The organism is Nocardiopsis xinjiangensis YIM 90004 (assembly GCF_000341145.1).
Taxonomy (GTDB): domain Bacteria; phylum Actinomycetota; class Actinomycetes; order Streptosporangiales; family Streptosporangiaceae; genus Nocardiopsis; species Nocardiopsis xinjiangensis.
Genome location: NZ_ANBE01000033.1, coordinates 1 through 21,838, shown reverse-complemented (window position 1 = coordinate 21,838; position 21,838 = coordinate 1). Strand labels below are relative to the sequence as shown.

Sequence of the window (21,838 nt, the reverse complement as noted above, 5' to 3'; positions counted from 1 at the left end):
GAGCCCACGAACTTGGGGAAAGGAACCAAGGAACACACGATGGAGACCTTCCAGCGCCTCGAGTCCGAAGTCCGCGGATACTGCCGTAGCTGGCCTGTCGTTTTCGACAAGGCCCTCGGAAGCCACGTCTATGACGAGAGCGGCAAGCCTTACCTGGACTTCTTCGCCGGGGCCGGCTCCCTCAACTACGGGCACAACGACCCGGAGCTGAAGAGCAAGCTTATCGACTACCTCACCGACGACAAGATCGTGCACAGCCTGGACGCGTACAGCGCGTCCAAACGCGAGTTCTTGAAAACCTTCGAGGACGTCATCCTCAAACCGAGGGGCCTCGACTACAAGGTCCAGTTCCCCGGCCCGGCGGGCAACAACGCCGTCGAGGCCGCGCTGAAGCTGGCCCGCAAGATCACCGGTCGCCAGACGATCATCAACTTCACCAACGGCTTCCACGGCATGACCCTGGGCGCCCTGGCCGTGACCGGTAACTCCATGAAGCGTGGCGGCGCGGGTGTCCCGCTCGACCATGTCGCCACGATGCCCTTCGACAACTACCTCGACGGGCAGACCCCGGACTTCCTCTGGCTGCGTACTCTCCTGGAGGACAGCGGCTCGGGCCTGGACGCCCCCGCCGCCGTCATCGTCGAGACCGTCCAGGGCGAGGGCGGCATCAACGCCGCCAGCGCCGAGTGGCTGCGCGGGCTCGCCGATCTGTGCAAGGAGTACGGCATCCTGCTGATCGCCGACGACATCCAGATGGGCTGCGGCCGTACCGGCGACTTCTTCTCCTTCGAAGAGGCCGGCATCGTTCCCGACATCGTCACGCTCTCCAAGTCCATCAGCGGCTACGGCCTTCCGATGGCGCTCACGCTGTTCAAGCGCGAGCACGACGTGTGGGGTCCCGGCGAGCACAACGGCACCTTCCGTGGCTTCAACCCCGCGATGGTGACCGGCAGCGAGTCCCTGCGACGCTTCTGGAGCGACGACTCCTTCGCCGAGGCCACCAAGGCCAAGGGCGAGCTGATCGCCGGCCGTCTCCAGGAGGTCGCCGCCGAGCACCCCGAGACCGGCGCTCACGTGCGTGGCCGCGGTATGGCTCGCGGTCTGGCCTTCGAGCAGGCCGACCTCGCCAACAGCGTCGCCGCCGAGGCCTTCGAGCGCGGTCTGCTGCTGGAGACCTCCGGGCCCGATGACGAGGTCCTCAAGCTGCTCCCGCCGCTGACCGCGACGGACGAGGAGCTCACCACGGGCCTCGACATCATCGCCGACTCCGCCCGGGCCGCGGTCAAGCAGAGCCGGACTTCCTAGAGCCTGCCTCGGGTGCTCCCCGCCCCCGGGGCCGGCCCGGTCCGAGGGGCGGGGAACACCGTGGGCCGTGACCCGGCCGGTGTGGGGCCACGGGAATTTTTCCCGGATGGCCGCCACTTCTACTGACGGAGCGGGGCCGGTCGGAGGATCCTGGAGCCAGGACCCCGGCCGGCCCCGCACCGTGTCGTCCACCACCAAGAGGCGCAGCAGCGCGATTGAGGAGTCACCAGTGATCGTTCGCAGCATGGACGAGGTCAACGACACCGACGCCGACATCAAGACGGAGAACTGGCGCAGCCGTCGGATCGTCCTGGCCAAGGACAAGGTCGGCTTCTCCTTCCACGAGACCGTCCTGTACGCGGGCACCGAGTCGAAGTTCTGGTACGCCAACCACATCGAGCTCGTGCACTGCATCGAGGGTGAGGCCGAGCTGACCAACGAGGAGACCGGGGAGAAGCACATCATCACCCCGGGCACGCTCTACCTGCTCGACGGCCACGAGCACCACACCGTCCGGCCCAAGACCGACTTCCGTGTCCTGTGCGTGTTCAACCCGCCGGTGACCGGTCGTGAGGTCCACGACGAGAACGGTGTCTACCCGCTGGTCGTCGAGGACGACGTGTAGGACATCCCTCCTTGTCGGGCACGCGCCCGACGCGCGCACTGCTTCGGAGCGGGGCCGAGAGAGTCTCTCGGCCCCGCTCTTGTCGTTTCCGGAGTTTCCGGCTCAAATTCCGGAAGTGTGATCCTCGTGTGACCGCTCCTTTGCAGAAAATAATGATTCCGCGCTCGAGAATGGTTCGAATGGGAAAATATTTCCCTGAGTGACAAGAGGAGGGACACAGGGTCACAATGCACAGGTAAAGCACCCTGAGTAGCAGAATGATCCTGTCACCCGATGGTGGGAATCGCGTAACCAGTGCATAACAGACCAAATGGTGGTCGTTACTGGGGTTTGGGGCCGGGGAGAGACACCCCGTACCGCTCCTGCCGCGCCCTGTCCCGGCGGCGGGTATTCACCGGTGCCACACCGCGGTTCGCCCATAACAGGCGTCCCACCATCCGCACACGCGGTGCTGCCGTCCCGTTCTGCCCGGGCGGCGGCCCGCTTCCGCGAGTGATTCTGAGGAGCAGTCGTGAAGAAGAAGGTTCGAGTGAGAGGCCGTGGAACCTGGGGCCGCCGGGACGCCTTCCGTCTGGGAGGAGCGGGCCTGGCCACCGCGGCGCTCGCCCCCGCCCTCGCCTCCTGTTCCAGGGCCGAGGAAGGCGCCTCCTTGGACGATCTGCGTGAGCAGGGCTTCGTCCGGGTGGGTCTGGCCAACGAGATCCCTTTCGGCTTCGTCGACGACGCGGGTGACCCCGCCGGACAGTCGCCTGCCGTGGCCAAGGCGGTCTTCGAGGAGCTGGGCATCCCGGAGATCGTCGCCACGGCCACCAGCTGGGACGGTCTGATCCCGGGTCTGCAGAACAATCAGTTCGACATCCTCGCCGCCGGTGTGTTCATCACCCCCGAACGCTGCGGGGAGGTCGCTTTCAGCGAACCGACCGCGACCTCGCCCGAGGCCTTCCTGGTCGAGTCCGGCAACCCCACCGGAATCCAGACCTTCGAGGACATCGCGGCCGACCCCGACATCCGGCTCGCGGTCCTCAACGCCTCGGTCGAGCAGACCTACGCCGAGTACTTCGGTGTGACCGAGGACCAGATGGAGCTCATCCCGGACCAGACCACCGGGTTCGAGCACCTCGAGGCCGGCCGTGTGGACGCGGTCTCCATGCTGGCGGTCTCGCACAACTACCTGCTGCAGGAGCGCGGCCAGGAGGACGAGTTCGACGTCACCGAGCCCTTCTTCCCCGTCATGGACGGGTTCGAGGAGAAGGGCTGGGGCGGCCTGTGCCTCCGCCAGGGCGACACCGAGATGCTCGACGAGATCAACCGCGTCATCGCCGAGTTCACCGAGAGCGGCCGCCTGCTCGAGCTCGGTGAGCAGTGGGGCTTCACCGAGAACGATCTGCCCGACGGGACCACCACCGAAGAGCTCTGCTCGGGCGAGGGCTGATCCGGTTTGGAGTTCCTCGAACAACAACTACCGCGCTACGCCGACGGTGCCTGGATCACGATCCAGCTCACCGTCGGCGGTGCCGCGCTCGCCTTCGTCCTGGCGATGGCCATCGGGATCCTGGGGACCACCCGGTTCTGGTGGGCCAGGGCCATCACCACGGTCTTCGTGGAGACCTTCCGCGGTATCGCCGCCCTGGTCGTGATGTTCTGGTTCGTCTTCGCGTTCCCGGACCTCACCGGGTTCGAGCTGGACCCGAGGTTCGCGGCGATCCTCGCTCTGGGGCTCAACGTCGGCGCCTACGGTGCCGAGGTCGTGCGCGCGGCGATCAACGCTGTGCCCCCGTCCCAGGTGGAGGCCACCGTCGCGCTGAACTATTCGTGGACCCAGCGCATGCGGCTGGTGGTCCTGCCCCAGGCCTGGGCCCAGATGCTGCCCACGTTCGGCAACCTGGTCATCGAGCTCATGAAGGCCACCGCCGTGGTCTACCTCGTGGGCATCGTCGACCTCACCTCGGTCGCCCAACAGATCAGGTCGGCCACCGGCCAGACCTTCGTGGCCTTCGGTGTCGCCTTCGTGCTCTACTACCTGCTCGCGCAGGTGCTGATCCTGGGCATGCGCGCACTCGAGAACCGTGCCGGCAAGAAACTGGGGCGCGCCCCCACCGGCGGCGGGGGGATCCTGTCCCTGCTGCGTCCACCGTCGGTCGGAACCAAGGTGGGGGTGGCGAAGTAGATGTGGGATTTCCAGTTCACCTATGAGGCCATGCCCGACCTGCTCAGCGGCATCCTCACCACGATCCAGCTCACCCTCATCGGGTACTCCATCGCGCTGGTGCTGGGTCTTCTGGTCGCCGTCGTGCGGCGGACGCCGATCATCGGCGGCATCGTGCACTTCGTCATGGAGTTCATCCGGACCACGCCCCTGATCATCCAGGTTGTGTTCGTGTTCCTCATGACGCCCGCCGACATCTCGGCCTTCACGGTCGGTGTGGTGGTCCTGGGCGTGCACTACGCGGCCTACACGGCCGAGGTCTACCGGTCGGGGATCGAGGGCGTGGCCAAGGGCCAGTGGGAGGCCGCACGAGCGCTGAGCCTGTCCACCGGCCGGACCTGGGGCGCCATCGTGTTGCCGCAGGCCATCCGCAAGGTCATCCCGGCACTGGGCAACTACCTGATCTCGATGTTCAAGGACACGCCGCTGCTCTTCGCCATCGGTGTGACGGAGCTGCTCACCCAGGCACAGCGGGTCGGGAGCGAGAGTTTCCGGGTCGTGGAGGCCTACACCCTGGTGGGCTTCCTCTTCCTGGCCGTGAGTGTGCCCTCCGCGATCATCATCCGTCGACTGGAGAAGCGTTATGCCGCCGTCTGATACCCATGACAACGACCGGCCCCAGGGTGTCGGGGGCGAGGACCTGATCGTGTTCGACCAGGTGGTGAAGCGCTTCGGCGACCTCACCGTCCTGGATCACCTGGACTTCAGTGTCTCCCCCGGCGAGCGTGTCACTCTCATCGGTCCCAGCGGTTCGGGCAAGACCACCATCCTGCGCCTGGTCATGACCCTGGAGAAGGTCACCGAGGGCATGATCTGGATCGGCGGGAAGCCGTTCAGCCACATGCCCCGGGGCAGCGGCTTCACGCCGGCGAGCGAGAGTTACCTGCGCAGCCGCCGCAAGAGCATCGGGATGGTCTTCCAGCAGTTCAACCTGTTCCCGAACATGTCGGTGCGCAAGAACATCATCGAGGCCCCCGTGAACGTCCTGGGCACCCCCAAGGAGGAGGCCAACGCGCACGCGGAGGAACTGCTGGACCTCGTCGGTCTCGGAGACAAGATCGACGCGCACCCCACGCAGCTCTCCGGTGGCCAGCAGCAACGTGTGGCCATCGCCCGCGCTCTGGCCATGCGGCCGGAGATCCTGCTCCTGGACGAGGTCACCTCCGCCCTCGACCCCGAGCTCGTGGCCGGTGTCCTCGACGTACTGCGCGAGGTCGCCGAGACCACCGACATCACCATGCTGTGCGTGACACACGAGATGAGCTTCGCGCGTGACGTCTCGCACCGTGTGCTGATGTTCGACAAGGGCCGGATCGCCGAGGAGGGGCACCCGGACCAGATGTTCAACGATCCCCGGCACGAGCGGACCCAGGCCTTCCTGAAGTCCGTCCTGGAGAACGGGAACTGAGGTTTCGCCCCCGGGCGCACCTGTCCGCACGGCCCCCGCGTACCGCGCGGGGGCCGTGTCGTGTCCGAGCCGTTTTCCCTGTTTTTGCTCACACCGCCGTGTGGCGCATTCCGACGTGCCGCAGGGAGTTTCCCTTTTTCTGGGATGTGCGTTCTGTGTGCTTTTGCGTATGGCTGTTGCCAGTTCTTCGCGATGCGACATGCCGTGGTGATTAAGCAGCGTTTAGTCGCGGCATAGGCAGAATGGGTGTTCTGAGACAGGGGGGACACTTGTGACCACGGTTCGAAGGTGGGGATTCCTGGCGTGGGCCGCCCTAGCCGTTGTGCTCGTCGCGTTGACGGTGGGACTGCACGTCGAGCTGCGCACACACGTGTTCGGCGACGGTCTCCCGTTCTACCTCGGCTCCTGGGCCTCCATGCTGATCGGTGGGACGCTCATCTGGGTCCTGGTACGGACGCTGGGGGAGCGCCGCAGGCTGGACGCACAGGTCGTCCACGCGTTCGTCGGGCATCCGCTCCGCTTCGAGCTGGTGTGGTGCCTGTTCCTGCTGATGGCGTTCCTGTTGTCCATGGCGGTGCTGAGCCGCCTCTTCACCATCTTCGAGACCGAGGTGGGGGCCGACCTGGCGATGTCGGTCTCGCTCGTGTGCCGGCTGCTGTTCCTGTTCACTCTTCCGGTGCTGGTCCTGGACCGCTCGGGTGTGACCACCGACGGACGCGGAACACAGATGCCGAACATCGTCCTCAAACCGCGCGAGCTGTGGAGGTGGAGCGGGCTGCTCCCGGTCGTGCTCACCCTGGGCCTCATGGGGGCGGTGTTCCTGCCTTCCACCGGTTACCCGCAGGTGAGCTTCGCCCTCACCGGTTTCCTGGTCGCCTTCACCGTCATCTCGATCTGTGAGGAGGCCTTCTTCCGGGCCATGCTCCAGACCCGCCTGGAGATCTACATGGGGCGCTGGGGCGGCATCGTCGCGGCCTCGGTGGTCTTCGCCCTCACCTACGCGCTGATCCAGGATTTCGACGCGGTCTCCCAGCTGCCCGATGAGGGGCTGGTCCACGAGACCGGCCTGGCCATGCTCACCTACGGTGCGGCCGGGCTGTTCTACGGGTACCTGTGGGCGTGCTTTCGCAACCTCTGGCTCAACGTGCTGATGCGGGTCGGGGTCTTCGTGCTCCTGGTGTCCCCCGAACTGACCTTCGGGATCATCGGGTTGTGACCGCCGGTCGTGCCCGGGAGAGGTCCCGAAGGGGATGCCGCCCGAGGAGGACGGCGCAGAAGTCACTGGCAGTATGGGGACATGGCCAACCACAAGGTTTCCCGCAGTATCGACATCGACGCTCCTGCCTCGGTGGTCTTCGACATCATCGCCGACCCCGCACGCCACTCCGAGATCGACGGGTCCGGGTCGGTGGGCGGTCAGACCTTCGGCCCCGACCGCCTGGGTCCGGACACCGGTTTCGGTGTGGACATGCGTATGTTCGGCGTCCCTTACCGGATGAGCAACCAGGTCGTGGAGTTCGAGGAGGGGCGCCGCCTGGTCTGGAAGACCGCGGGCCCGCAGCGCTGGGGGTACGAGCTCAGCGATCTCCCGGACGGCGGGACGCGGGTGAAGGAGACCTTCGACTACTCACGCGGCCCCTCGTTCTGGTTCGTTCTGACCGGGTTCCCACGCAAGAACGCCGAGTCGATCGAGCACACGCTGCTGCGCCTGCGGGAGCTCGCAGAGGCCGAGAGCCGGGGATGAAGCGCCGCTTCCTCCCGGAAAGCTCCGGTCACGCGGAGATCTCTGAGATGTCCTAGAGTTCGGCGAGGGCCCGCGCCCCGCGACTCCCCCACGAGGTCGTGTGCGCAGCGGTCGGGTCCGCTCGCAGTCGACTCAGGGAGCAGCGATGGGAACAACCTTCGGGGACGTGTGGCAAGAGGTCCTCGCGGTCCAGCCGGAACCGGAGCGGTGGATCGTCGTCGGTGCCGCGGTCGTGGCGCTGCTGGCGGTCGTGCTCGGCCCGACCTGGCGTGTGGGGCGCAACGTCGTCACCATCGCGCACGAGGGCGGGCACGCGCTCGTGGCCCTGCTGAGCGGCCGACAGCTCACCGGGATCCGACTGCACTCCGACACCTCCGGGGTGACGGTCTCCCGGGGCAGGCCCACCGGTCCGGGCATGATGCTGACGGTGTTCGCGGGATACGTGGCGCCGTCGGTGGTCGGGCTGTTGGGGATCCTCATGCTCATGGCCGACCGGATCACTGCGCTGCTCTGGCTGAGTATCGCGCTGCTCGCGCTGATGCTCGTGATGATCCGCAACGTCTACGGCGTGGTCTCGATCGTCGCGACGGGTGCGGTGGTCTTCGGTGTGAGCTGGTACACCGGACCGGAGGTGCAGGCGGCGTTCGCCTACGTGTTCATCTGGTTCCTGCTCTTCGCCGGCGTGCGCCCGGTCTTCGAACTGCAGTCGCAGCGTCTGCGCAACCCCTCGCCCCACTCCGACGCCGACCAGTTGGCCAGGCTCACGGGTCTTCCGGGCACGCTGTGGGTGGTGATCTTCGCCCTGGTCAATCTCGGTGTGACCGGGCTGGGCGTGTGGCTTCTGCTGTTCCGGTAGCAGCGCCGGGGCGGCCGGCGGACGGATGCCGGTCGTCTCCGCCGACGGTGCGGCGGCCGTGCCCCTAGAGGGAGCTCGGGGCGGTGAGCGCCTCGGTGACGGTCCCGAAGACGGGAATGCGGGTGTCCAGGGAGGTCACACGCAGCGTCTGCATCACCCGGCGGATGGGTGCGGCGATGGCCAGGCGCGCCTGCTGCTCCTTGGCGGTCTTGTGCGCCCGGATGAGGACTCGCAGGCCGCTGGAGTCGATGAACCGGAGTTCGGTGCAGTCGAGGACGACCCGGCCGTGGGGCTGGGTGATCAGGGCCTCGGTGACCGCCTCCTGGAAGCGGTCCTCGGTGGCCATGTCGATCTCCCCGTTCAGCGCCAGAACACGCCCGGCGGAGTGCAGGGTGGAGGAGATGGTCAGGTCGGGCATTGCTACTCCGGCGAGTTCAGGACGCACCCGATGGGTCGGAGTGGGCGGTAGAACACCGCTCCAGGCGTGCGTGTCGGCCGTTGCTTTCGGAGTGTTTCCGGGAAGGCCAAGCTGTCGGTTCATGAGGTTCCTCGCGTGGTGGCCCGGGCCGGGGTCGGGGACGGAACGCTGTTGTCTCCTGGTCTGTCTGGGAAAACACGGCCGTCCGTCGAACGTCCCGCTCCGTGTGGAAGCTCCATCGGCGGTCTCGGCGGGTGAACCGGTCCGCGGTGTGCCGGGACCGGACGGTTCCTTGCCTCTTGAGAATCCAGAACCCTCCCGTGGGGGCGGGCATTCCCCTTCCATGGCCGGATGGGGGTCCCGATGGTCGGCGGGTGCCTGCCGTGCGGGTCCGGGGATGGTGGGTCGACGGCCGCTCTTCCATGGTACCGGGTACCGTTTCATGCGGCCGAGAGAACCGTCCAGCCCCGGACTGTACCACAGCGATGTGGCCGTTTCGTGACGTGAGTGACGCATGGTCGTGGCCGTGCCGTTCCGTTCCCCGTGGACGATGTGACTGGCCTCAGGCCTTCTGGATAGCGGCGGCCGGAACGGGACCTTCGTCGCTCTCCCGCGGCGTCCACGCCCGCTGACAGCGTGGGACCGCCGTCCCGGGTACGAGGGCGATCATGCCCCCGGCCCCCTCGTGCTCCGCTGTTTCGGCGGTTCAGGGTAGTGCCTCGGCCCTTTCCCACGGGGGAAAGCGGCGTTTTCGGCACTGATCCGCTCAGGACGGGTCGATGCCCCATTCCTTCAGGGTCCTGGAGGTGTCGGGCTGTTCCCGGCCGCGGGTGACCCGGCCGGGGGTGCGGTCGAAGCGCGGCGCGGTTCCGGCGACGAGCCGTCCGTCCTCCTCGCGCGTGAGACTGCCGCGGGCGGCCACGTGCGGGTGGTCGGGGGCCTCCTCGGGAGAGAGGACCGGCATCACACAGGCGTCGGTGCCGTCGAAGACCTCGGCCCATGCGTCGCGGGTGCGGGTGCGCAGGACCTCGGCGAAGCGGGCCCGCAGGGCCGGCCAGCCCTCACGGTCCCACTGGTCGGGCAGGTCCTCCTCGGCCAGGCCCGCTCCCTCGAGGAAAGCGGCGTAGAACTGCGGCTCGATGCAGCCCACCGATACGTGGCGCTCGTCGGCGCACTCGTAGACGTCGTACCAAGGGGCGCCGGTGTCGAGGTAGTTGGTGCCGCGCTCGTCGGACCAGTTCCCCCGGTGGCGGTCCTCGAGCATCATCGACAGAAGGAGGGAACTGCCGTCGACCATGGCGGCGTCCACCACCTGGCCGCGGCCGGAGGTCTGGCGCTCGAGGAGGGCACTGAGCACGCCGGTGACCACGAACATGGTGCCGCCCGCGAAGTCCCCGAGCAGGTTGACAGGGGGGACGGGGGCCTGGTCGCGGCGGCCGATCGAGTGCAGGGCCCCGTTGAGGGAGACGTAGTTCATGTCGTGGCCGGCGGTGTGGGCGAGCGGCCCGTCCTGGCCCCACCCGGTCACACGCGCGTAGACCAGGCGCGGGTTGAGCTCGAGGGCGTCCTCGGGGCCCAGTCCGCGGCGTTCCATGACCCCGGGCCGGAACCCTTCGAGGAGGACATCGGCGCGGGAGACGAGGTCGTGGGCCAGGGCTATGCCCTCCTCGGACTTCAGGTCGGCCGCCATGACGGTCCGGCCCTCGCTCATGTGCGGTCCGGGTGCACCGTCGTTCATGGCGTCCGCGGCCGCGGGGCGGTCGAGGCGGATGACGCTCGCACCCAGGTCGGCCAGGAGCATCCCGGCCATGGGTGCGGGACCGATCCCGGTGAACTCGACGACGCGGATTCCGTGCAGGGGGCCCGTGCCCATGGGCGCTCTCCTTGAGTAGAACGTGACTCGGTTTCATTGTGCCGCCTCTGTACGGCGCCCGTCACTTCGCCCGTGCGTGCTGCAGCTTCGGTGTCGAGTTTCGGCTGACATCTCGAGGCGTTTCGGTAAGGGTGTTAATGTGCAATCGCAGTGAGGCGTTGACCCGCGCCAGACACTTTTGTCGCTCCAGTCCCTCGGAAGGGCAACTCCTGTCATGTCCGGAACCCGTACCTCTGCTCGCCGCCGAGGCAGCACGCGCCGCGGACGGCGCATCAGACCAGCGGTGCTCGTCGCCGCCGGTGCCGCCCTGGCCCTGGTCGCCGTGGGCGGTGGAACCGCCTACGCCATGGACGACAGTGTCACCCTCGACACCGATGGTGAACAGCAGACCGTGCACACCTTCGGCGGTACCGTCCAGGACGTCCTCGACGCCGCCGACATCACCCTCGGGGAGGACGACGCCATCGCGCCCTCGCTGGACACCGAGATCGGCTCCGGGGACCACGTCGTCGTGCGTTCCCTGCGCGACCTGACCGTCGAGATCGACGGACACGAGGTCTCCGGCGGCGTGCACGCGGCCACCCTCGAGGAGGGCCTGCCCCAGCTCGGCCTGGACCTCGAGGGCGTCGAGCTGTCCGAGGCCCCCGAGACCGAGATCCCCGAGGACGGGCTGGACGTCACCGCCGAACGTGCGCCCCGGATGAGCGTCATGTACGACACCGTGCGTACCGAGACACGCACCACCGGCGAGACCGTCCAGGACGTCCTCGACGCCGCCGGTGTGGAACCGGGCGAGCACGACATCGTCTCCCCGAAACCCGACGAGCCCGCCACCGACGGGATGGTCGTCGACATCACCCCCGTCCTGGGCGAGCCCGAGGTCGAAGAGATCCCCATCGAGGCCGAGGAGGTCGAGGAGGAGGACCCCGACCTGCCCGCGGGTGAGCGCGAGGTCGTCACCGAGGCCGAGGACGGCGTCAAGGAGGTCACGACTGCGACGATCCTCCACAACGGCGAGGAGCGCGAGCGCGAGCTCGACGAGGAGATCGTCACCGAACCCGTCGAGGGCCTCGTCAAGGTCGGTACGCAGGAGGAAGAGGAAGAGGGCACCGCGCCCGAGGGCGGTGGAGCCGCGGGCGACCTCAACTGGGCCGGCCTGGCCGAATGCGAGTCCGGCGGCGACCCGACCGCCGTCAACTCCGCAGGCGGTTACTACGGCCTCTACCAGTTCAGCGAGCAGACCTGGCAGTCCGTGGGCGGTACCGGTCTGCCGTCCGAGGCTCCCCCGGGCGAGCAGACCCAGCGGGCCCAGCAGCTCTACAACGACGTCGGCGGCAACTGGCAGAGCCAGTGGCCGGAGTGCGGGGTCCACCTGCACGAGTGACCCGCGCGGCCCGTGCCCGCGTCCTGCACGTGCGCACGGGCCGCGCGCCCCGGCGGGGCGCGGGCGTCACCGCCGGAGCCACCGCCCGGGGGCGGTCCCGCGGGGATGGCAGGATGATGGGGTGACACAGACACCCGAACCCGATCCCGCCGACCGCTCCCGCCTGCTCACACCCGCCGATGTGCGCACCCTCGCCGAGCGGTTCGGTGTCCGGCCCACCAAGACCCTGGGCCAGAACTTCGTCATCGACCACGGCACCGTCCGCCGCATCGTGCGCGTGGCCGGCGTCACCGGGGAGGACGTGGTCGTCGAGGTCGGACCAGGGCTCGGATCGCTCACCCTCGCCCTCCTCCCGCACGTACGCCACGTGACCGCCATCGAGGTCGACCCCACCCTGGCCGAGGCCCTCCCCGGCACCGTCGCCGACCACGCCCCCGACCTCACCGACCGGCTCACCGTCGTTCCCGCCGACGCCATGCGCGTGCAGGAACTCCCCGGGCCCGAGCCCACCGCCCTGGTGGCCAACCTGCCCTACAACGTCTCCGTGCCGGTCCTGCTCCACCTGCTCGAACTTCTGCCCGGCGTCCGGAGGGTCCTCGTGATGGTCCAGTCCGAGGTCGCCGATCGCATCACCGCGCAGCCCGGCGGCCGTATCTACGGAGTGCCCTCGGCCAAGGTCGCCTGGTACGCCTCCGCACGCCGCGCTGGGACCGTGGGGCGCAGTGTCTTCTGGCCCGCACCCAACGTCGACTCCGGCCTCGTCGAGCTGCTCCGCCGTCCCGAACCCGCGACCTCCGCCACTCGGGAGGAGGTCTTCACGGCCATCGACGCCGCCTTCGCTCAGCGCCGCAAGACCCTGCGCGCCGCCCTCGCGGGATGGGCCGGGTCCGCGCCCGCTGCAGAGCAGGCCCTGCGCGCCGCCGGGGTCGACCCCCGTGCGCGCGGCGAATCCCTCACCGTGGAGCAGTTCGCGGCCATCGCCGAGCACCGTCCGTCCTGAGCTTCTCGTCCGGGGTGGTTGTTCTCGGTCGGGGCGCTCGGGTGGGCGTGTTCGGCGGTGCAGGCGGGTGCGGGCGCGCTTCGCGGTCGTCCTCGGTGCCGAGAGTGACCGCGAGGCGGAGGTTCGTCTCCGCCCGACTGTCGTCGGTGCTGTCACAGCAGTACCGGCAACGATCCGGCAAGGCCGGGGCCCTTCCCGTACCGCGCACGCCGGCCGCCCCCTGCACCGGCCCGCCAGGCCTTCCCGCCTGTCTACCGCGAAGGAATCCGCTGAACGGTCGGACCGTACACGCGAGGGACGGCCACCGAACGCCGCTCCTCGTCCACGCGCTCGATGGCCGTCCGTGTCCCCGCCGGCCCGGTGCTCCGGCTCAGTCCTTCGGCGCCGTCCCGTCGTCGGTTTCCGTGACCCTGCCGGTCTCTGCCGCGGCGGTGCGCCGCGACAGCCGACGGGCCACCGCGGCCAGGGACAGGCCCACCACGAGCACCGGCAGTACCCACCACACGCTGAAGGACCAGTCACCGGTCCCGCGCAGGACGAAGGCCACCGCCAGGCCCACGAACAGCAGCCCGGCGACCACCGATCCCCAGTCAGTTCCCCGAACGGCCATGCTGCACCTCCACGTGCCCGACGTAGGACTCGGTCCTCAGATTGATCACCGGCGGCTCGGCAGTGTCACCGTCCGCTTCCTCGACGGCCTCCTCGACGGGTTCGTAGACACGGTCGAACTCCACTCCGGCGCCGGAAGGCCCCTGCTCCCCGTCCTCCTCGACACCTCCGAGCCCGACACGTGTGGTGAGCACCACCCGTGCGTGCTCGGGCAGGAGCACCTCGGTGTGTCCGTTGACGGCCATCGTCACGTCCACCGCCTCACCCGGCTCCAGACCGTGCAACATCCGCAGATCCATGACCCCGCTGCCCAAGGTCACCCGATGGTCGCCCTCCTCCAACTCGGCGGCGGTGCGCGGCTCCCACGTGGCGGATCCGATCCGGGTCAGGTCGGCCACCGACGCCGTCACCGCCAACAGGGTCAGCAGCACCCCCAGGAACCACAGCCCGGACGTGTTGCCCCACCAAGCGCCCACGACCGCGAGGACCCCCACGAGCGTGAGGGCCCCCGCCACGAAGAAGACCCCCGTGTCCGGTCCGATGAGCAGCCGCGCGGTCTCCCCGCTCCAGACCTGCGACCCCCACCCGAAGAAGAGCATCGGAGCGAGGACCACGGCCGCGAGCATCGACCACCACACGGCCGACGCCAACGGGAACCCCTTCGCGCACTGCTCCGGCACGGCACCGTCGGCCCCCTCGTCCTCCTGCGGCTCTTCCACCTCCTCGGACTCCGAGCCGTGTCCGGAACGCTCCGAGACCACCGCCAGGTCGACCGGCCCCGATGAGGCCGAGGCCCACGGCTGGGCCGGGTTGTAGTAGGACGGCGACGGTTCGGGGGCCGGAACCGACGGTGCGGGTCCGGTCCGGCGCATCTCCCCGCGCAACCCCAGGAAGGTCGCCCGCAGGTCCACCCCCCGGTTGCGCGCCGCCAGCAGACCGATGATCAGCGGGGTCGCCAGGACCATCGTCCCCCAACCGAACCCGCCGACCAGGCTCATCGCCGTCGCCAACGCCAACCCCAGCGCCAACAGCTTGATGACGGCCGCCGACGGGAACGCCCGGTTCAACATCTGCTCCAGTGTCGAAGGCCCGCCCCCGGTGTCGCGCATGAGCATCCACGCCGCGATGTAGAGCAGGAGCCCCGACGCTCCGGCGAACGCCGTCAACACGAAGGCGGCCCGCCACACCACGGGGTCCACACCCGTGTAGGCGCCCAACCCCGAGCACACACCCGTGAGCACACGGTCCTCGCCCTTGCGCAGCTCCGGCGTGCGCCCGGCGGACGGGCCCGGCGGCCCCCCGTCCTCGGGCGCCCCCGGCCTCGCGCCGTCAACCATGTCGCCTTCCTTCCCGGCAGCACCGTCTTCCCTCGGTGGCACCGTTCCATCCTCGCCCGACACCGCTCCCACACACATCGGGGACGACCCTGACCGTGTCCCTGACCTGCCCCACGGGCCGGCCAGGGCCGTGCCCCGATGACCGGTGGCGCCCGAACCGTGCATCCTTGGGTGGCAGGCCCGGTCCGCGCGGGGCGCGCCGGACCAAGGACGACGACGGAAGCGGTGATCGGGCGGTGGCACAAGCGCCCACGGACACTCCGCGGTACACCCGCGCGGTGCACGGCAGACTTCTGGTGGGGGTGGCCTCCGGGTTGGCCCGGCACCTCGCGGTGGACCCCGTCGTGGTCCGGCTGGCGTTCATGGCCTTGTCCATCGGCGGTGTCGGTGTACCGATCTACCTCGCCCTGTACTTCTTCGTGCCCGAGGAGGAGACAGCGGAGGGCGGGGAGGCGGGCCCCGACCACCAGCGCAAGGGCCGTGAGGTCTCCCAGCTCATCGCCTACACCGCCCTGGCCCTCGGCCTCGGGCTCCTGTTCCTGCTGTTCGGGGGTGTCTTCGACCCGCTCTTGTGGTTCATGGTCTTCGGGACCCTGGGCGCCGTCATCCTCTGGCAGCAGGCCAACCCCGCCCAACGCGACGAGTGGATGAGCACCAACGTCGTCCCGGTGGGGCGCAAGGCCCTCATGCGGGCCGGAGCGGGTGTGCTCCTCATCGTCGTGGGCGTCATCGGCTTCCTCGTCTTCCAGGAACAACTCCAGAACGCCCGCGCCGGCCTCACCTTCGCCTTCACCATCATCGCCGGGATCGGTCTGGTCGCCGCCCCCTGGGTCATCGGCCTGGTACGCGAACGCGACGAGGAGCGCCGGGAACGCATCCGCAACGCCGAACGCGCCGAACTCGCCGCCCACATCCACGACTCAGTCCTGCACACTCTCACCCTGATCCAGCGCCGCGCCGAGGATCCCCGCGAGGTCCAGCGCCTGGCCCGCGTCCAGGAACGTGCCCTGCGTAGCTGGCTCTACCGGCGCCCCGCCGACGCCGAGACCACGGTCCGCCCCGGCCTGGAACGGGTCGCTGCCGAGGTCGAGGAAGAACACGGTGTGCCCATCGAGGTGGTGTGTGTCGGCGACTGCGACATCGACGACGGTCTCGGCGCTGTGCTCCGGGCCGCCCGCGAGGCCATGGTCAACGCCTCCAAGTACGCCGATGCCGACGCCATCTCCGTCTTCGGCGAGGTCGAGGAGGGGGAAGTCCTGGTGTTCGTGCGCGACCGCGGTGTCGGTTTCGAACTGGAGGAGATGCCCGAGGACCGCATGGGTGTGCGCGGCTCCATCCTCGGCCGTATGGAACGCCACGGCGGTACCGCCCGAGTGCGCACCGCCCCGGGGGAAGGCACCGAGGTCCAGCTCCGTATGCCACGCATCCCGCAGTTCTGAACCCCGAGGCGACCGGAACCGGACAGCTGGAACCGTGTGCTGCGCTCCTGTGGGTAGGGTCCGCAGTGTGGACGATGACAAGACCAGCTTCAGTGAAGGCGACGCGGTGCCCCGTGTCGTGATCGTGGACGACCACCGCCTCTTCCGCAGCGGGGTCCGCGGCGAACTCGGCAACGGCGTGGAGGTCGTCGGAGAGGCCGGCGACGTCGACGGAGCGGTGCACGTCATCGGTGAGAAACAGCCCGACCTGGTACTCCTGGACGTCCACCTGCCCGGGGGCGGCGGGGTCGAGGTGCTCCGACGGGTCCTGAGCCGGCACCCGCAGATCCGTTTCCTGGCGCTGTCGGTCTCCGACGCGGCCGAGGACGTCATCGGGATCGTGCGCGGGGGCGCCCGGGGCTACGTCACCAAGACCATCTCCGGCCGCGAACTCACCAACGCGATCGTGCGGGTCGCCGACGGCGACGCGGTCTTCTCGCCCCGTCTCGCCGGGTTCGTCCTCGACGCGTTCTCGGCGACCGACGCCCCGCCGGTCGACCCCGAACTGGACCGCCTCACCCAGCGTGAGCGCGAGGTCCTGCGCCATATCGCTCGGGGATACGCGTACAAGGAGGTCGGCAAGGAACTGTTCATCTCCGTCAAGACCGTGGAGACCCACGTCTCGTCGGTGCTGCGCAAGCTCCAGCTCTCCAATCGGCACGAACTCAGCCGCTGGGCGACCGCGCGCCGCCTCGTCTGACCCGGTCCCCGGACACGGCCGCGCCCGCTTCCCTCTGCGAGGAAGCGGGCGCGGCCGTATCGGTGGGGAAGCGGGCAGGAGACCCATCGCGGGGGCACACGCGTCTGCCGTGTTTCAACGCAATGCGTCGAGCATCCGCCGCAGGAACTCGGTGTCGGCCACCGACGTGATGACCCGAGCCGGTCGGCGGTCGTCCCGGCCGGGCACCGGACGCCGGTCGGCCACGGTCATACCGCGTGTCAGAGTGCCGGTGGTCTCCACCCGCAGCGGCGCCTCGAAGGCCCCCGTGACCAGAAGCGGGTCGGCCAGGACGGCCGCAGCCAGCGGGTCGTGCATCGCACACTGGTGCGCGCCGAAGATCCCGTTGTAGAAACCCGCGTAGAAGTCGAGGAAGGCCGACGTGAGCCGTGCCTTCTCCCCGGGTGTCTCCGCCAGCTCCGCCAGCCACTCGGGGGAGGCGACCGTCTCCATCGTCACGTCCAACGCGACCAGGTCCAGGTCGAAACCGGCGCCCAGGACGCTCTCGGCCGACTCGGGATCGTTGACGATGTTGGCCTCGGCGTGCGGACCGACGTTGCCCGGCACACCCACCGCGCCGCCCATGACCACGAGCTTGCGGACGAGCTGCGGCAGCTTCGGCTCCAGGCCCGACGCCACCGCCAGGTTGGTGAGCGGCCCGACCGCGAGCACGTCCAGCTCACCGGGGTTCTCCCGTGCCAGCCGTACCAGGAGTTCCGGCGCCGACTCCACCACGGTTTTGCGTGCCGGTTCGGGCAGTTCCACGTCGCCGAGGCCGTTCGCTCCGTGCACGTGCGGTGCCAGACGCGGTTCCTGCACGAGCGGACGCGAGGCGCCCACGGCCACCGGTACGTCGGGACGTCCGTACAGCTCCAGCAAGCGCAGCGCGTTGTCGGCGGTGACCTCGACGGTGTTGTTGCCGAAGACCGCGCCGACCCCCGCGATCTCCACCTCCGGCCGGGCCGCCAGGTAGGCGATCGCGACCGCGTCGTCGATCCCCGGATCACAGTCGACGAACACACGCATGGTGAAGGAACCCCCGTAGACATGGCTGCGGTCCCGCACAGGGACCCGGACCGAACCAGCCTAAAGCGGACACCGAGGCGATCGTCACCACGGCCCCGGTGCTCCGTACGGACGGTGCACCGGCCCCGAACGTCCCCGGGCGCCCGTAACCTGGGGGGCGTGTCGTCCCAAGAACAGCTTCTCGAAGGTCTGAACGGTCCCCAGCGCGACGCCGTCACGCACAGTGGAAGCCCACTCCTCATCGTGGCCGGTGCCGGCTCGGGCAAGACCCGTGTCCTCACCCACCGCATCGCCTACCTCATGGCCGAACGCGGGGTACGGCCCGGTGAGATCCTCGCGATCACGTTCACCAACAAGGCGGCGGCCGAGATGAAGGAGCGCATCCAGGCCCTCCTCGGCGCCCGCGCCGCCAACACGATGTGGACGATGACCTTCCACGCCGCGTGTGTGCGCATCCTGCGCCGCGAGGGGCACCGCCTGGGATACCCGAGCAGCTTCACCATCTACGACTCCGCCGACTCCCAGCGGCTCATGCAGCTCGTCTGCAAGGAACTCGACCTGGACCCGAAGCGCTACCCGCCCCGCTCCTTCTCGGCGCAGGTCTCCAACCTCAAGAACGAGCTCATCGACTACGACACCTTCGCCGGTCAGGCGCAGAACGACCAGGAGAAGAAGCTCGCCGAGGCCTACCGCCTCTACCAGACCCGCCTGCACCAGGCCGGCGCCGCCGACTTCGACGACCTCATCATGGTCACCGTCAACCTGTTGCAGATGTTCCCCGACGTCGCCGAGTACTACCGGCGCCGGTTCCGCCACGTGCTCGTCGACGAGTACCAGGACACCAACCACGCCCAGTACACGCTCGTGCGCGAACTCGCCGGAAGCACCGAGGACCCCGACAGCAGCACGGTGGCGCCCTCGGAACTGTGCGTGGTGGGCGACGCCGACCAGTCCATCTACGCCTTCCGCGGCGCCACGATCCGCAACATCCTGGAGTTCGAGCGCGACTTCCCCGACGCGCGCACGATCCTGCTGGAGCAGAACTACCGCTCCACCCAGACGATCCTGTCGGCCGCCAACTCCGTCATCGAACGCAACGAGGGCCGGCCTCCGAAGAACCTGTGGTCGCAGCAGGGGGAGGGCGTCCCGCTCGTCGGGTACGTGGCCGACAACGAACACGACGAGGCCGCCTACGTCGCCGGCGAGATCGACAGGCTCACCGACGAGGGCGTGGCCACCCCGTCCCAGGTCGCGATCTTCTACCGGACCAACGCCCAGTCCCGGGTCTTCGAGGACGTCTTCATCCGCACCGGGCTGCCCTACAAGATCGTCGGCGGAGTGCGCTTCTACGAGCGCAAGGAGATCCGCGACGTCCTCGCCTACCTGCGGGTGCTCGCCAACCCCGAGGACACCGTGAGCCTGCGGCGTATCCTCAACGTGCCCAAGCGCGGCATCGGCGCACGCGCGGAGGAAGCGGTCGAGCTCTTCGCCGCCCGGGAACGCGCCACCTTCGCCCAGGCCCTGCGCCGCGTCGACGAGGTGCCCGGTATCGCCAAGCGTTCCGCCAATGCCGTCCGTGACTTCGTGGCCCTGCTCGGCGAACTCGCCGCGGTCGTGCCCGACAGCACCCCCGCCGAGGTCGTCGAGGCCGTGCTGGACAAGACCGGTTACCTGTCCGAACTCGCCGGTTCCAAGGACATCCAGGACGAGACGCGGGTGGAGAACCTCGAGGAGTTCGTCGACGTCGCCCGCGAGTTCGAGAGCACCTTCGCCGCGCTCGTCGAGGAGGAACCCCCCGAGGACGACGAGGAGGAAGCCGGCACCGACCCGGGCGAGCCCACCCTCGTCGACTTCCTCGAGCGCATCGCCCTGGTCGCCGACACCGACCAGATCCCGGAGGAGGACGACGAGGGGGGCGTGGTCACACTGATGACACTGCACGCCGCCAAGGGGCTGGAGTTTCCCGTCGTGTTCCTGACGGGGCTCGAGGACGGTGTCTTCCCGCACAACCGCACCCTCGGTGACAAACAGCAGCTGGAGGAGGAACGGCGTCTGGCCTACGTGGGGCTCACCCGTGCCCAGCGGCTGCTCTACGTCAGTCGCGCCGCGGTACGCAGCGCTTGGGGGACCCCGTCCTACAACCCGGCCTCGCGCTTCATCGACGAGATCCCTTCGCAGCACGTGGAGTGGAAGCGGGAGGGGTCCGCACTCGCCGCGCCGCCCAGCCGCGGAATCGGCGGCGGTTTCGGTTCCTCCGGCTTCGGTGGGGGGCCGGGCGGCGGCCGTTCGCGCGGCTCCGCGGCCCAGGCCCCGAGCCTGAGCGTGGGCGATCTCGTCAACCACGACTCCTTCGGGATGGGCCGGGTGGAGCTCGTCGAGGGAGGCGGGGACAAGACCAAGGCCCGCATCGACTTCGGGGCCGACATCGGGGAGAAGGACCTCATGGTCAAGTACGCCCCGATCCAGAAGCTGTGATCCGGGCGGCCCCGACCGGCCTGTACTGCTGACGCGGGGCCGCCGTCGTGGTTTCGAACGCGCCGACGGTGTTCAGCCGCGCCGGAAACCGTCGCGGTAGAGGTCGCGCAACAGTGCGATCTCCCCGCCGTGGTGGGCCACCTCGCGGTTGAGGTGGAGCACGAGCGCGGACATCGGGTACTCGGCCCACGGTCCTTCCGCCTCACCGACCGGCACGCGCATCGAATCGTCGTCGAGCGTGGCCAGGCCTTCGCGCCACTCGGAGTGGTAGCGGCGCAGCGACTCCAACCCCTCGGCGGCGGTCAGTGGCCACTCCGCGGTCTCCAGGGTCAGCGAGCCGTCCCCGAAGTGTGCGCTCGCCCGGATCCCGAAGATCAGGACCGCGATGTGCGACAGGCGCCAGGCGATGGTGGTGAACGGCGGCGGTTCCGGGACCGGGTACGACCAATCGATCATCCCCGTGCCGTCGTCCTGGGAACGCACGCTCCAACACCCTTCCACGGGTTCCCACAGGAACTCGTCGTCGGTGAGGCCCTCCAACCGGGGCATCAAGCTGTGGTCCCAGTAGAAGTCGAGCTGTTCGATGAGTTCACGGGTCCATGTCATGAGGGTGCTCCGTCTCCTGTGTGTCTTCTGTCCCTTCGATCCTGCACGGGTATGACCGACACGGCTGTGACGGTCGAACAGGGGCCGTTGACGTGTCATGCTCCTCGCGTGAACGAGTCGGAAGCCGTCGGCCCTGTGATCCAGGCACACCAGGTCGTGCCCCTGGTCGAACGCCAGCACGCCCTGATCGAGAACCTGCGCGTGCGTGATCCCCAGGTGACGACGGCACGGCAGTTGGCCGAGCGACTCGGGGTGAGCACACGCACCGTGGAACGCGACCTCGCCCGGCTCCGCGAGGCCGGGATCCCCCTCACGGTGGCCTCCGGGCCCGGCGGCGGATACCGCCTGGCCGCGCGCACGGCGGTCCCTGCGCAGACCTTCACCCCGGGGGAGGTCTCGGCCCTGCTCTCCGCACTCGTTGCCGTGGGGCCCTTCACGTCCGCGACCGCACAGTCGGCCTTCGCCAAACTCGTGGACCTTCTCGCCGGCGACATCGACACCCGGGAATAACGACGGGAGGGACCCTGTTACACCGGATCCGGATGCTTCGTCATGCACTGAGGACGCGGCGTACGTGAGCCCCGAAGCTTCGTGAGGCGGGTGTCCGACCCGGTGTAGACCACGCCACGGACGGGCCCTCCCGAAAGCGTCACGAGCACTCGTACGGCGGGGGTATAGTGGAAGAAGACCGAGCGAAACGAACGCGGACTCCCGTGAGCGTGCCGGTTCATCCCTTTCTTCTGGTTTCACCGTCCTGAGCACTGCTCGGG

General features: G+C 68.9%; 21 protein-coding genes. 15 read left to right on the top strand and 6 right to left on the bottom strand.

Annotation, left to right across the window (positions count from 1 at the left end; genetic code table 11):
• Positions 1-39 precede the first annotated feature (39 nt).
• The 9 genes from ectB (at position 40) to D473_RS0116260 (ending at position 8,144) form a co-directional block, all read left to right on the top strand.
• Entirely contained in the window at positions 40-1,305 is a 1,266-nt protein-coding gene (gene ectB / locus D473_RS0116300) for a diaminobutyrate--2-oxoglutarate transaminase (protein WP_017610125.1), read from the top strand.
• A 229-nt stretch (positions 1,306-1,534) separates the two neighbouring features.
• A complete protein-coding gene (locus D473_RS0116295; protein WP_017610124.1) occupies positions 1,535-1,930 on the top strand; it encodes an ectoine synthase in 396 nt (131 codons plus the stop codon).
• Positions 1,931-2,501: 571 nt separating this feature from the next.
• Complete coding sequence (gene ehuB / locus D473_RS0116290; protein ID WP_394296772.1) at positions 2,502-3,362, top strand: ectoine/hydroxyectoine ABC transporter substrate-binding protein EhuB; 861 nt, start codon at positions 2,502-2,504, stop codon at positions 3,360-3,362.
• Positions 3,363-3,368: 6 nt separating this feature from the next.
• On the top strand, positions 3,369-4,097 hold the full coding sequence (ehuC, locus tag D473_RS0116285) for an ectoine/hydroxyectoine ABC transporter permease subunit EhuC (RefSeq protein ID WP_017610122.1): 729 nt from the start codon (positions 3,369-3,371) through the stop codon (positions 4,095-4,097).
• Positions 4,098-4,733 (top strand): ectoine/hydroxyectoine ABC transporter permease subunit EhuD, encoded by a 636-nt coding sequence (gene ehuD / locus D473_RS0116280; protein WP_017610121.1) that lies wholly within the window; start codon positions 4,098-4,100, stop codon positions 4,731-4,733. It abuts the gene before it with no gap.
• The gene (gene ehuA, locus D473_RS0116275) at positions 4,720-5,544 is read left to right on the top strand and encodes an ectoine/hydroxyectoine ABC transporter ATP-binding protein EhuA (protein ID WP_017610120.1); all 825 of its coding nucleotides are present in this window, start codon (positions 4,720-4,722) and stop codon (positions 5,542-5,544) included. Before ehuD ends, ehuA begins: the two co-directional genes overlap by 14 nt.
• 322 nt (positions 5,545-5,866) lie before the next feature.
• Positions 5,867-6,760, top strand: coding sequence for a CPBP family intramembrane glutamic endopeptidase (locus D473_RS0116270; protein ID WP_017610119.1), 894 nt, complete (start codon positions 5,867-5,869; stop codon positions 6,758-6,760).
• An 81-nt stretch (positions 6,761-6,841) separates the two neighbouring features.
• Positions 6,842-7,288 carry an SRPBCC family protein gene (locus tag D473_RS0116265; protein ID WP_017610118.1) on the top strand — a complete coding sequence of 149 codons (447 nt, stop codon included), beginning with the start codon at positions 6,842-6,844 and terminating at the stop codon, positions 7,286-7,288.
• A 145-nt stretch (positions 7,289-7,433) separates the two neighbouring features.
• Complete coding sequence (locus tag D473_RS0116260; RefSeq protein ID WP_017610117.1) at positions 7,434-8,144, top strand: M50 family metallopeptidase; 711 nt, start codon at positions 7,434-7,436, stop codon at positions 8,142-8,144.
• A 64-nt stretch (positions 8,145-8,208) separates the two neighbouring features.
• Here D473_RS0116260 and D473_RS0116255 read toward each other — a convergent pair whose 3' ends face one another.
• Together D473_RS0116255 and D473_RS0116250 are read right to left on the bottom strand one after the other, a co-directional pair.
• Positions 8,209-8,562, bottom strand: coding sequence for an STAS domain-containing protein (locus D473_RS0116255; RefSeq protein ID WP_017610116.1), 354 nt, complete (start codon positions 8,560-8,562; stop codon positions 8,209-8,211).
• Positions 8,563-9,328: 766 nt separating this feature from the next.
• Complete coding sequence (locus tag D473_RS0116250) at positions 9,329-10,435, bottom strand: CaiB/BaiF CoA transferase family protein (RefSeq protein WP_017610115.1); 1,107 nt, start codon at positions 10,433-10,435, stop codon at positions 9,329-9,331.
• 214 nt (positions 10,436-10,649) lie between these two features.
• Between D473_RS0116250 and D473_RS0116240 the strand changes: the two genes are divergently transcribed.
• Positions 10,650-11,819: a resuscitation-promoting factor gene (locus tag D473_RS0116240; RefSeq protein ID WP_051043099.1), complete on the top strand. Its 1,170-nt coding sequence runs from the start codon at positions 10,650-10,652 to the stop codon at positions 11,817-11,819.
• A 121-nt stretch (positions 11,820-11,940) separates the two neighbouring features.
• Positions 11,941-12,819 (top strand): 16S rRNA (adenine(1518)-N(6)/adenine(1519)-N(6))-dimethyltransferase RsmA, encoded by an 879-nt coding sequence (rsmA, locus tag D473_RS0116235; RefSeq protein ID WP_017610113.1) that lies wholly within the window; start codon positions 11,941-11,943, stop codon positions 12,817-12,819.
• A 370-nt stretch (positions 12,820-13,189) separates the two neighbouring features.
• Here the strand turns inward: rsmA and D473_RS0116230 are convergent, their stop codons facing one another.
• Both D473_RS0116230 and D473_RS0116225 read right to left on the bottom strand, forming a co-directional pair.
• The gene (locus D473_RS0116230) at positions 13,190-13,429 is read right to left on the bottom strand and encodes a hypothetical protein (protein ID WP_026127026.1); all 240 of its coding nucleotides are present in this window, start codon (positions 13,427-13,429) and stop codon (positions 13,190-13,192) included.
• On the bottom strand, positions 13,410-14,765 hold the full coding sequence (locus tag D473_RS0116225) for a PspC domain-containing protein (protein WP_017610111.1): 1,356 nt from the start codon (positions 14,763-14,765) through the stop codon (positions 13,410-13,412). The genes D473_RS0116230 and D473_RS0116225 overlap by 20 nt, the downstream gene beginning before the upstream one ends.
• Before the next feature lie 236 nt (positions 14,766-15,001).
• Here D473_RS0116225 and D473_RS0116220 point away from each other — a divergent pair, with 236 nt between their 5' ends.
• Entirely contained in the window at positions 15,002-16,204 is a 1,203-nt protein-coding gene (locus D473_RS0116220; protein ID WP_026127025.1) for an ATP-binding protein, read from the top strand.
• A gap of 67 nt (positions 16,205-16,271) precedes the next feature.
• A complete protein-coding gene (locus D473_RS0116215; protein WP_017610109.1) occupies positions 16,272-16,943 on the top strand; it encodes a response regulator in 672 nt (223 codons plus the stop codon).
• A 114-nt stretch (positions 16,944-17,057) separates the two neighbouring features.
• Here the strand turns inward: D473_RS0116215 and D473_RS0116210 are convergent, their stop codons facing one another.
• Positions 17,058-17,987: a nucleoside hydrolase gene (locus D473_RS0116210; protein ID WP_026127024.1), complete on the bottom strand. Its 930-nt coding sequence runs from the start codon at positions 17,985-17,987 to the stop codon at positions 17,058-17,060.
• Between the two features lie 159 nt (positions 17,988-18,146).
• On the opposite strand from D473_RS0116210, the gene pcrA reads away from it, so the two are divergent.
• Positions 18,147-20,462: a DNA helicase PcrA gene (gene pcrA, locus D473_RS0116205; RefSeq protein ID WP_017610107.1), complete on the top strand. Its 2,316-nt coding sequence runs from the start codon at positions 18,147-18,149 to the stop codon at positions 20,460-20,462.
• 72 nt (positions 20,463-20,534) lie between these two features.
• On the opposite strand, the gene D473_RS0116200 is transcribed toward pcrA, so the two are convergent.
• Positions 20,535-21,068 carry a DinB family protein gene (locus tag D473_RS0116200; protein ID WP_017610106.1) on the bottom strand — a complete coding sequence of 178 codons (534 nt, stop codon included), beginning with the start codon at positions 21,066-21,068 and terminating at the stop codon, positions 20,535-20,537.
• 108 nt (positions 21,069-21,176) lie between these two features.
• Between D473_RS0116200 and D473_RS0116195 the strand changes: the two genes are divergently transcribed.
• Complete coding sequence (locus D473_RS0116195) at positions 21,177-21,578, top strand: helix-turn-helix transcriptional regulator (RefSeq protein WP_017610105.1); 402 nt, start codon at positions 21,177-21,179, stop codon at positions 21,576-21,578.
• The last annotated feature ends 260 nt before the right edge of the window (positions 21,579-21,838 follow it).